Below are 13,232 nucleotides of genomic sequence, written 5' to 3' on the forward strand. Positions count from 1 at the left end.
AGGGTATTATGACTGCGGATTTCCACGCCAATATCGAATGTATGATTCTGATAGTTGCTTTTGTTGACCTGAAAACGAACTGTGTACAAATCATCTCCCACAGTGAGCGCGTCATCGGATTCAGTATAGATGGTGATGTTGTACTCACCCGGAGCAGTCTCGACTACTGTGTAGTTTCTCTCACCGGTGGAATGGAAAGAAGTCCAGTTGCAGGTTATTGAAGAGTTAGCATTCTCAATAGGCTCGTTATTGTCTGTATCAGTCCATGTCAAGGTGAAGGACGCAGCCTCACCAACAGGAATTGAAAGCTCATTTGCGGTGTATTCAATACGGTTGTATATCTCGCGAACTTCCACGAAGATAAGACGGGACGAAGGTTCGACATAGGACGCACTCGCATTCACAAGGATAGGATATTCGCCAATTTCAGTTGATTCAAGGTTAAGCTCAATCCTGTACAGCCCATTGCCGGTCTCATTCACCTCATATCCAGCTGTCCAATTACATCGTATGTTGGCACCTACTATTCCAGTTTCATTCACATTCGTGAAATTCATTGTCAGAGATTGATTCGAACCGATAGCACCGGAGATTTTCGGGTAATCTGGTGAATCCAATACAGAATCGTAGTTGATTATCAAATTAAATGTGGCTAGCGCATCGTCGAAGTTGTCTCGTGACCAAGTCAAGCTCAGAGTGAATTCTCCTTTGCCGGGCACTACAGATGTGTCAATTACATTGGTATATTCACCGTTGCCATTATCGTCGAATTCCTCGGTACCATTGACCCAGTCCATCGTTAGTGTACCGCCAGGAACGAGAATATCACTATCGGTATCGTTAGCCTCTATGACCAGTAGAACAAGATCTCCATATGTAGCATTGCTTTCCCAAGTCTGACGAGCATCAGATGGATACTTCACGTTTAGCTCAGAAGAGTGTGTTATTCTGAAAGCACGCCTGAAGAAACCAGTTGCATGCCAAGTGCCATTGGTTCCCCTGTCGTTAGTCATGGCCTGAACCATCCAATCTCCTGCAGATGCATTGGAGCCAGCAAGATTGAACACAGGAGTAGTTGCATATCCAGAGGAATCCGCTGTTACATTGACTGAATACCATGAATCACCTTCGGGACTGTATATCGTAATGTTGACTGTGGATCCCTGATATGCGGTACCTAGATCGACCCTAACCTGACTGTCTTCATCCGCCCTGAAGTTCGCTGATCGATTCCACAAGGCGTCATCGGAATCATAGAGCTCAACATCTTGTATTATATTGGAAGACTTACTTCGAATTCTCCAGTAGCCATAACGTCCTGCTTCCGTTGTTACCTTAAACGTAGATACGTTAAGGTAGTTATCACCAATTTCTCCACCAGACCAACCGCTGGTCAGATTTGTGTTAGGAGCCAGTGGTCTAGCTACGAAGAATACATCCCGACTGTGGGGAATACTCTGGTTGAAGAAATACAGATTTGGATAACCATCCGGAATATCTGCGTGATGGTAGGTCGTATAGTAAGCATCAGTACCATTCTGAATCGAAAATCTCTCCCCATAAGAATCAGGACTGATTTCGTAGACAGTCTGAGCGGAGGTGTCTCTTGCGAACATATTGGTTTCTACTGAGAAATCAACAGTAATGGTCTTGTTTGGATCTGGATTGGTAGGCGATGGTGACCAGCTGAAGTTGAATGCAACAGGGTTCTCAGTCCAAGGTGTAGTTGGGTCTATTGTAACACTTCCAGAGCCGTAGCCTGCAGAATCTGAGACTTGATTTCCAGCCATATCCAAGTTAACTTGAGAGGGTTTTGCCTTGGTCTTCAAATACAATACAACATTGTCAATTCGAGCACTTGGCCCGATATCTGGATCATATCCGACATCTTGCTTGCTTAGCAGGCCTACCTCTATATCAACATTAGAATCAGATAGTAAATCAAAGAGGCTCTCTGGAATTTCTATCAAGCCAGAATCATACCAAGTTTCTTCAGCGGCTATATCGTCAAAAACAAGCTCCCAAACTTCTTGACCTTCTACATTAACATAAATAGAGAAGGATCCTGTCATTCCATAGTGAGTATCATCAAGTGTATCAGCCCAATAGTCAAGCCGAAAACCAGCCCAAACAACATCGCCACGTGAGACTGACTGTGTTTGAGTGGCATAAGCTGCATCACCAGAATCGAACAAATAAGGATCCGATGTATCTGTCGAGTTGATTTCTAGGTATATGCAATCATCGCCACTTCCGTGACCATCTTCAATCCATTTGTAATCAGGATAACTGTCACCTGAATCTCCCGTTGTACCAAACGACCAAGCCCCAAGCCCACCTTCAAATCCGGGAGAAGTCATCCAGGTCCTATTCTCGGTTAAATCAAATACTCTTGATTCTAGACGATATCCTTCCCAGCCATCGCTTGTGGGTATACTAACCGATGCATTTGCAGTTGTATTCGTTGGTAGGTACTGCATCGAATTTCCTGTGAAAATATCAGTTCTGTTTCCGTATTCACCAGTACCAAGTGAAGAAGAGATTCCACTCCATTCCGTCATTCCCTGTTCTGAAGAAACGTATTCTTTCGAATCATATAGCTGGTCAGGTTCAACCTGATTCACATCTTTCGGAACATCCTTTTCTACAGTCTTAGATGGGGCGTTATCTGGAGTCAGTGAAGCGTTATGAAGATTCGACACAAATGGAGTGGTAATCATTAGTAATACTACTATCGATAATGCAACTGGTACTAGTTTCTTCATTTTCACTGCTCATCACCTCCGAGCTGATCAAGTAATGCTTCTATCTCTGCCCGCGATAGATTTCTAGCCTGTTCAATAATGAGTTCTATCTCACTTTCTTCTATTCCACGCGTTTGTAATCGGCGGCGCAAATCTTCAATCTCCTCCTCCGATAATCCTTTCACGGCTTCTGGTTCTTCAGGTTCCCTTTCTCTCGCCTTGATTTCTCGGGCTCGCCTTGCTCTTTCCTGTTTGATAACTTCTGAAACGAATCCTGCACGTTCGCTTGGACGCATAGCCTCCAAATCATCGCGCAAGATGGCAATATCATCTTCAGTCAGGCCGACAATGTCAGCAAGTTCATCAAGTAACTCCTCGACATCAAGTACCGATACATCCACAGTAGAAAGTGCGACATCCTCGTTTGTCTTCCTAATATGTATCGCTTCAAGGTCTTCATTCATCATTTCCTTCAGAACTTCACGTCTCGATCTCACAGGTTTGGCTTCAGGGATTTCTCCTTTCTCCAAACTTCCCACCATTCCTCTGAGCCATCGGAGCATCTTTGGAACAGATAGGATTTTCACGTATACAGCACCCAGAATAACCAAGGCTATGAGCCCTACCATGCCGTAACTGAATCCTGTTACAAGTGCTTCTTGTTCAGGTGTTAGTAATGAGTAGATTGTGATGCTAACCTCGCCATCCTTGTAGTCTTGAGCGCTGAGTGTGACATTGATTCGGTAACTCCGGACATTGTTTGCAACGAATCCTAAGGCATACGTTCCGTTGCCATAATCGATATCGAGATTCGTTGCTCGCGTAAGCTCAAGATTTGTAGTCTCGTTTATCGCATTAGGAATGGGTACTCCGTGGTCAATATCCATAAATGTCACAACTAGCAGAAATGGTTCGCCAACATACACCTGATTCAATTCATTTTCAATGACTAATTCGGTTCTGATTCTCCGAATTGTCATATCCACAGCTAGAACCGCTTGACTGTAGTTTCCTCGGGAGAATATGACCCTGACATTGTATGGTTCAGATCTGATTTGAAGTCGGGAGATATTTGTTTCTGCAGGGCCGAATCGATAGGAGCCATTGCCAAGATTGGTAAGCTGTACGGCTCCAAATTCCCATATCGCTGTTGCTGTGGCATCCGCTATTGATTGGTTGTGAAGCGTGTCCTGGAATTTGAATAGTTGGCTATAGTCATCACCAACAGGAAAATCAACCTCATCTGACCCAGCTATCGTGGTACTTATCGGCTTGACAAGAAGTCTAACATCTCCATACGCATAGATATACCGTTCTTTGCTGAATGTGACTGAAATGGTGTGAGGTAGGCTTCCAGCAGCAACGATAGAGGTGTTGACCGTTAAGGTATACTCTCCATCACCGATATCAATGAGGGGACCAGATGAAGAAGCAAATGAGTAGCTTGTCGAAGCATTTGACACCCCTATATCATTATGTGAATCGAGGAACTGTAATCGATATGTTACATTCTGACCGTAGAAAGCCTCCTGAAATGCATCCCCAATAACGGATAGTCTAGTGGGAATCTTCTCTATCTGGATAGTGAATCGAATCAAGCTTGGCTCGTACCCCTCCTTGAATGATGAAATGCTCAAACCCCATTCACGGATTTCCAGAGCCTCCGTTGATACATTTCCAGAATAGAATCCGCCACCAAGATCAGTTAGATTCCCAGTTACCGAGCCAATACTGTAGGTTAGATTTGCACCATCCACAGGAAGGTCAAGATCGGTATTATTCAGGTAAACCGTGACATTCAGATAATCACCTGAAATCACAGAAAGCACAGTTTCATTGCCGTAAGGCACAAGGTCAGTTGAAATCTGTTTCACTTCTATGAGGAGTTGCGTATTGACGCTCTTGTAATTGTCCGAAGTTGCTCTTAGTAGTACTTGATGACTGCCGATAGGAACACCAGACACCATGAACATACCAGTGTAACTAGACTCTTCTTCGTTCCAATACAAGTCACCCGTACCACCAATCCAGCTATATGATACAGAGCCGCCAGCAATCGGTGTTGTTCCACCTTGAACAGTGTAATTCGCTCGGATTGTTACATTCTCACCATTCACAACTGTGGATTGTCCGGGTTCTAATAATACAGCGGCCGAAAGGGTAGCAGCCAATTTTGCTATTTTTATTTGAGATTCCTTTTCACGGGTTTCGTAATTGAATTTCTCAAAAGACACAGTAATCGTGTATTGACCTGCAGTATAATCAGTAGAATTGAAAGTACAGTTGTAGATACCTTCTGCCACTTCATCTGCTGATTTCATATCACCAGCGAATGTTATGTTGACTGTTCCTTCGGACACAGGATCAAAATTCTGTAGATCCGTGACATTGACGGTCACATTGAATAAATCGCCCCATTCTGGGGTTTCAGGCGCAATTTCTATCTGAAGTTCCACTGGAAGGGCTGAAAGTATAATCTCAGCCAAAACAGATTGATTCACATGAAATACCTTGGATGCATTAATCTCGAAGGCGTACAAACCAGCATCTAGGCCTGTTGTATCTATTGTAAGGTTGTATACACCATTTCCAATTTCAGACAAATGATCCGAAGTCGTGTGTGTGGTATTCCAGCTTGTTTCAATCAATGCATTTTCAATGCCAGTTGAAGTCACAATGTCGAGGAATGTTATGTTTCCTACAATTGTATCCCCAGGATAGTAGGTAGATCCTGCAGGTAAGTTGAATTTCAATGAAGTTGAGACAGGATTAACTGTTACACTGAATCTGAGCCCGGTACGGTTTTGATAATAGGGGATTCCTGTCCAAGTAGCATTGGCACGGAAATAGTATTTTCCAGGTCCAGCAAGATCCGTAGTATTAATCCGAATTTCATAAGCCCCTTCGCCCAAATCATAAATCCAATAGCCAAATGAGGTTGTATTCTGACATCTTACGGAGATATCCGCACCTTCAATTCCCTCACCAGACAGATAATCGCCGTATCGTATTGTAGGGCTTGCGTTGAAGAATATGTAAGCAGGAGGAGTAGAGAGAACGCCCATCTGAGTAAATCTTGCTGTTATCGATACTTCAGTTGAGGTAGTTGCGTTCTGATAGAATGGTGTCGTATCTCCCCAGTACATCTTTAATTGAACAGGATAATCATTTGTTAAGGATGAACTGAGCGCACTCGAGTTCATTGAAATAACATATACACCATCAGTACCCGATAGACTGTAATCTGAATTGGGCAGTGATATATCACTACCATGTGTAACAGAAAGAATGTCTTTGGAAAGCTCAATACCTTCGCCAGTTAGAGAATCGGTAAGGGTAAGTTCGAAGGATATGTTTTCTAGATAGGGGGTATTGAGAGGTGATTCTGAAACAGTGAAAGAGATAGGTCGTCTCGATACCTCGAGACTTACAGTTGTGCTTCTTTCCAAATAGAAAGGTGTACCAGTCCAATTGGCAATAATTGAAATTGAATAGGTACCAAAATCTCCGAGAGCATCATCTGTAGATATCCTGATCGTGTAGTTGCCGTCCCCGTGGTCCTCAACCCAGTAATTTGTCCCAAGCTCAAGTTCGTGCTGAGCGGTATCACATGAAGCAAGTACATTGGCTCCAGAGATACCAGACCCATCGTTGTCATCCGTAAATGCTATTGTAATGTTGGCAAGAGTCTGATAGGGTGCTAGTGATGGCAATTCACTGGTCAGCTGAGTCCTTCTTCTCGTTATTTTCAGATAGAAGAAATCGGTTGCATTCTCACAGTATCTATCCCCGCCGTAGATAATACTTGCATTCACCTGATGTGTGCCCAGCTCTCCAAACGCGGTGGTATTCAACGAAAGGGTGTAGTTTCCGTTGCCTTCATCAGTTATGTCATAATACCCTTGGAGGACAGAATCAAGTGACAAAACACTTCCATCCATGCCTATACTAGTAAAATCGTCCAAATCGCGGTACGTAAATCTCAACGTAAGATTGTTACCATATTGGACTGGGCCATATGAACCATGAACTAATTCTGTATAGCGGTATCTGACCGTTATTGGTATCTCCGAAGACGTTCGGTTTTGATAGAAGGGTTCACCAATCCACGTCAAATTGAGATGGAAACTATGAGTACCGGGCTCCCAGTAAGACGTATTGAGTTCAATTATGAATTCACCAGAAGAATCACCCACGTAGAAGACAGAATACGGAACGGATTCTTGGATTGAAATATGTAGAGAAGAAGCATTCAGTATGGGAGTTCCAGTCAAGACATCAGTATATACGAAGCTGAGGTTGACTAGTTCATCATAAGGAGTAACTGGTAGTGGTTGCCAATCAACAGTTGTCTGTCGATATGTTGCCGTTACTGAAACAGTAAGTGATTGATTCTCATACAAGGGTAGTTGTCCTTCTGTCCAGTTCAACCAAATCAAAAGGTCGTATGAGCCCAGTCCACTTAGGAGACTAGTATTGAATGCAATGTGATACTCACCAGGAGAAGTTGTTGGATTTGTTTCGTTGATTACCATGTCAGCTTGATTCAACGTTTCTCCAGGTGTAAGAATCTCTACACTCAAAAACACATTACCCGGATATAATCCAGTAACGTTTGATATTCCCGTATCGTTTGCAAGATCATAGTAAACCACAGAGAAAGTAATGTTTTCACCATACGAAGTCATTACAGGACTTTGTTCTAGATAGATATCTGTGGGTGTTCCCACAACTGTTACATCAGTCTGAATTGTCCTATTGTAATACTTCCTTGTCAACCCAGTCCAATTGACAAGTATGGTCAAATCCTTCTCACCGGTTGAATTCCACTGATCGGCATCTATGAGGATGATGTACTCTCCTGGTCGACTACCATTAGATACCGAGAATTCTACTGATGCCAAGCTCGAACTCTGTACATCTAGAAGAACATTATATCCAGTAGCACTTCCATTTGTGATTCCGGTATCTGCATCGACATCATAATACACAACGTAGGCTTCAATTTCACCAGTATATGGAGTTGGCTCTATTGGATTATCTAAGTATAGGGAGGTCAGATGCGTCCTTAATTCAACTGTGATTGTAAATGTGTGATTCTGAGTAGCGTACCTTTCGACATTGAAAACTACGTCGTAAGAGTCCAAAACGTCAGAGTCTTCAGAGAATAGTGTTACCTCATACTTGCCAGGTGAAGTCTCGACCACGGTGTAGTTCTCTTCGCCAGCTGAATGAATCTCGGACCAATTACAACTGATTGCATCAGCAGCACCTGTGATAGGCTGGTCATGATCTGTATCTCGATAGGTTATCGTTAATGAACTCTGATATCCAACAGGGAGAGAAACCTGGCTAGCAGAGGGTATTGCTGAAGTGAATAACTCTCTCACTTGGACCGAAAGGGTAATGGTTCGACTCTCACAGTAGTCTTGAGAAGCAGTAATTTCTAGTCGATATGTATCTAGAGACGTATCATCCGTTTCTAGTGTAAGATTGTAGTGACCAGGGTTGCCAGGTACTTCTTCAACTGAATACTCATCATGAGACCAGTTTGCTATTATTGTTGCATCCGTTATTGGATTGGATTCTTCGTCTTCATAGTAGAGATCTATCTGGCCAATGTATCCTCCAGGAACGTCAATCCCAGGTGCATCAGAAGAGAGGAGCTCAGTATCGAAAATCACGTTGATTGTGAAAACAGTTGAAATGGCATCATAGAAATCATCAGACCATTCTAGGCTGACTGGGTATGCACCTCTACTTGTCACTTGGCTTGTATTCAGGGTGACCGAATATTCACCGGTACCCATATCATTCAATGATCCAGAACCAGCTGCCCAGGAATACGTCATCTCGCCTCCTGGGAGAAGTTCGCCGTTATCTGTGTCTTGAACTCTGAACTGAAGTAGAACAGGATCTCCATAAGAGACATTCTTGGACCAAGTATCGTCCGAACCAATCGGGTATTTCACACTGATATCTGTTGAATGTTTAATTGAAAATTCCCGTCTGAAGAAGCCCACATTTCTAATGACCTCGCCTGAGCCAGAATCAACCACCTTAGCCTGTACTTCCCAACTCCCAACAGACGCGTTGTATGCGTCAAAATTGATGTAATCAGATACTGCGTAACCGCTACTATCTACCGTAGCTTGAAGGTTAATCCAAATACTGCCATTGGGGGCATAGATGGTGTAGTTAACAATGTCATTCTCATAAGAGCTAGGTAATGTAGCCCTGAATCTGGTATCATTATTTGCTCTGAACACCTCAGTTCTGGACCACTGTGCAATCGCTTGATTCCACACTTCAAGATTCTGAATCATATTGGGAGATGAACCTTTTAGTAACCAGAATCCGTTTTGCTGGTTCACTGTGACTTCGTAGGCTGATACATTTACTAACCCATCTCCAGGGTCCCCATAGTGCCAACCGTAGGAAAGATTTGTTGTTCTGTCTGTTGGCTGTGCCATGTAGTTGATATCTCTGTTTTGCGGAAGTGAGATGTTAAAGAAGTATTTCGATGAATAACCTCCCGGTACAGCCGCATAGAAATTGGTCTGCCAGTTCACATCACTCGCATTTTCAACTGAATAGCTGTCTCCCACCAAGAAGTTCTCAGCGTCATATATCGTAGACACGTTATATCTTCGGGCATAAGCTGTAACTGCTGCATCAATTTGGACATTGATATCAAAATTCGGATCGGGTGGATTAGGAGATGGTGTCCAAGAGAAGTTCGCATAGGCTTTGCCTCCATCCCAGGGATTCGAGGGAGAATAAGAAACAGTTCCAATTCCATAAATGGGATTTCCTCCATCTACCACATTTGATACGGGAGCCCCATTCATCTGTAAATTGATATCTTCAGGCGTGGCTTTGGCTTTGATGTATATTACTATATTGTCCAAGCGGCCCTGAGGTATAATATCAGGTCGGTACCATTCTAGCTGTGTGACTCTCAGACCACTCCAAATACTCAAATTCGGAAGCGAAAAAGAAGACGGGTTCACTGAGACAATCCCGGTAGAAAACCAAGACTCATCACTATCAATAGCATCGAATTTCTTCGACCATAAGTACTCTCCTCCATTGTCAGGATCACCGTCACTAACAAACAATTCAAAGAAGCCAGTCATGTAGGATCCATACCCACCCCAGCCTGAGCTATCAGCCCAATAGTCGAGAGAGACGCCCATCCAATCGATATTCCCACGATTGATAGTGAGGTTCTGAGTTACATACGCCTTGTCTCCCGGGTCGTACCAGTCACCATTCTGGCTGCCGGTATCGTAATAATAGCCGGTTATTTCAAAGAACGTGGAACCGTCTCCTGTCCCATGTCCATCTGAATCCCATTCGGAGGTGAATGTATTATCCTCGGTACTTGCAGGATATGTCTTGGGTTCATTATGATAGTCATAGTCCCATAATGAGTCATCATCAAATCCAGAGTTTTCCACCCATGTACGGTTCTCCGTGATATCGGTGATATTGGCATCTACTTGGTATGACTCCCATTCCTCTCCAAGAGGTACACTCAGATTCGACGTGGTCGTATCGCCACTATCAGCATCATAATACATGGTTTCGTCAGTGAAAGTATCGGTCCGATTGCCATATTCCGAGCCGTTCAAAGGCACACCAGAGCCAGTGATTTGTGTTGGAACAGAGGATAGCTCATATTTCCGTAGAACTTCATCAGGTCCAACATGTACCGTGTCTCCATTTTCCAAATCCACTGTAGAGCCTGCAGGTTCATCGACAGGAACACCAATGAAAGCAGGACCGGAAAAGAGGAAACCCACAAACAATGGAAGAATTACCGCTAGGAAACAGATACATTTCTTTGACCGCAAACAATACCTCTCCATTCAATATGATGTGCTGGCGTTATTTGGAGACCTCTAATGTGGTCTGCAATATATTGCCTTCGAGTTTGGGAAATAAGCGTTCTGTTACATAAAACCTGTTTGGTGCGTTGCGTTCGATTTATCGAAAGCGTCTATTTTGGGATTTAGAAGTGAATTCGGGGCGTTATTGCATTCTACGGCGATACAGGAAAACAACAAACACCAGAACTACGAAAGCACCAGCCACAATATAGGGGTAGGTGAGGAGGAATTCCAAAATCCCAAATCCGTCTCCATCGATCCTGATTTTTTGCGTTTGAACACTATTCATACCCAAATCAGTGGCTTCCAAATAGATAGTCAACTCATCCTCAAAAGTCAATGGCGGAATCTCTGCTGTCCACCTGCTGTTATCCTTCACACAATCATATTGGTACTCGGTTTCATTGTCAACCAAGACATGTGCTACTACTTCCTCAACGCCTGAAAGATCGTCCTGAACGATAGCCCAAACTTCCCTTCCTCCTTCAGGCTCGTCAAGAGTATCAACCCCCCAGTTCACAAACTCGGGAGCTTCCGTGTCGAAAATCGAATACATCAATCGAGTAGTCCAAGCATCTGCATTCTCAAGGGCGGTAAAGGAAGCTGACCAGTTCATCAAGTCATACAATTCTCGAGCTTCTTCAAAATGAGCAAGAGCTTTCTCTTTGGCTTCAATGGTCTCGGGTCGAGGATTTTCTGGGATTGAACCGCTGATGTTTACAAAGCGATTCCAGTGCTCCCATTCCATTTGATCTAAGTACGTGCTTTGTACCCAGTTCTGGTCAAACACTGAAGTTCCGTTATGCATACCGAAATACCCCATCGGACTATAGGAGAAATCGCCTGCATAATGGTCCTGACTCCAAGTATGCCCGAATCCAACCGCATGCATGGTCTCGTGAAGCTGAACTCCGGATACTCCTTCGCGCGGCGTAACTCCATCAGGGCGATAGTATCGTTCCCAGGATTTCCATATGGCGGTTTGTCCACCTCCGCCAAGACCGGTGTATTCTCGTCCGTACGCATGCATTACCATGTTCTTCTTGATGAAAACTGCACCGAATACGTTGATCTGCTCGGAATACACATCCACATATTTGTACCTCAGATTCTGATAGATGTCGTAGAACATAGCGTAGCCATCGACAATAGTCTCTCCGTCGACAATTCCAGCATGGTCCCAGAAAGTCTCATTCCACTCCGAATAGTCATTGATATCAAGGTAACTAACGTTAGTCTTCCACTCAAGGAAAGGGAGAAATTCTTCAAGGTGAGATTTCTGCGTTTTTGCATCAGTCACCCATTCAATGCTATCAACTGGAACACCATTATCAGTGTCGAGCGAGAAAACGAGTGCTTCCAGGGTTCCCTTGTAGGCGTATTTCGCTGGACTATGTTGCAATGGAAAGTGTATGTAGCCAATCACATCATGCATGTATCTACTGAGGTATTCTGACAAATCATCAATTCCAGCTTGTGTTGCAAGATTCACTTCAGAAACCTTGTCCTCCAAGTCCTTCGTACAGTATTCTGGGGCACTATCGTAAGGTTCTGTACCCCACCATATTCTCGCCCATCGCAGGTACCATTGATTGGCAGAAGGATCCAGCACGTACAAATCGCTGCGACCTCCAAAGCCTGCGTATTGAAAAGCTACAGGCGGATTTAGTTCGTTGTCCCATTCCAATCTAAACCAATCAATATGCTCGCCGGTATCGGGATCAACATCGTGATAGTCAAACCAATGCTCAACACTATGACCCTCTGCATCGAGAGCAGAGAAATTCAGAAGATAGAAATTGTAACCTAGCTCAGGCTCATCCACAAAAGGATGCTCCAAGAGCCAATTCTCAACCGCGTACGCATCAATAGACTTGCCAGCACGAGGGTAGAAGATTCGCTGTGGTTCATCAGGATGTTCTTTCTGATATTCCAGCTTTGTTTCATTGATTGTTGTTCCCGTATCTGAACCGTTTATGGAGTTGTTGTCAATTACAGAGAGCAGCTGATTCGAATACTCTTCATTGGTATAGAAAAACGTGTATTCAATTGTATAGTTGATAACCAACTCATCTACAGTGTGTATCCTTTCACCGGGCAGATTCTGTACGATCAGTTCTGTATTCAGGACATCTGATTCGTAATTGACAAGTATGATATTCATTCTCCACTGTCGATGAATCTGTTCCTCCTGAGCGAAAGTATGTGAGCAAGAAAGAGGGGTAACCTGACTATGATTGGGTGCTGGTTGGAAAAGGAGCGTTGTTATGAGCAGTAGGATTACAATCTTACGATGCATGGAGACTCATTTGTTCTCCGAGGATATTAATCCCATGTTTACTCAAATAGGACCGATTCGTAAATACAGCTGGCCAAAGGTCATTAGGGCAAACCCCTTGGAAAAAAGGAAAATGGTCTAACGAGTAGAAAGACAATCTACAAGCGAGTCAACCACAAGATGTCCAATGAGCATCCTGAAATTACGAAATCCGAGTGGATTATGGTTGTACTGTTTATACCATCGCTTATCTCAAGTGTTGTTCATTTGCAGGTTGGAGATTTAGATCGCAATCTCGAACCTTCAATGTTTAAT

The 13,232-nt window shown here is 43.6% G+C and carries 3 protein-coding genes; all 3 read right to left on the reverse strand.

The features are described 5' to 3' along the window. The coding region (locus GF309_03510; protein MBD3157835.1) for a hypothetical protein at positions 1-2,771 on the reverse strand (2,771 nt) is incomplete at its 3' end. Then, positions 2,768-10,603 carry a hypothetical protein gene (locus GF309_03515; protein ID MBD3157836.1) on the reverse strand — a complete coding sequence of 2,612 codons (7,836 nt, stop codon included), beginning with the start codon at positions 10,601-10,603 and terminating at the stop codon, positions 2,768-2,770. The genes GF309_03515 and GF309_03510, both read right to left, overlap by 4 nt. Positions 10,604-10,781: 178 nt before the next feature. Further along, positions 10,782-12,938 (reverse strand): hypothetical protein, encoded by a 2,157-nt coding sequence (locus GF309_03520; GenBank protein ID MBD3157837.1) that lies wholly within the window; start codon positions 12,936-12,938, stop codon positions 10,782-10,784. Positions 12,939-13,232 lie beyond the last annotated feature (294 nt).

It is taken from the genome of Candidatus Lokiarchaeota archaeon (assembly GCA_014730275.1).
Classification (GTDB): Archaea; Asgardarchaeota; Thorarchaeia; order Thorarchaeales; family Thorarchaeaceae; genus WJIL01.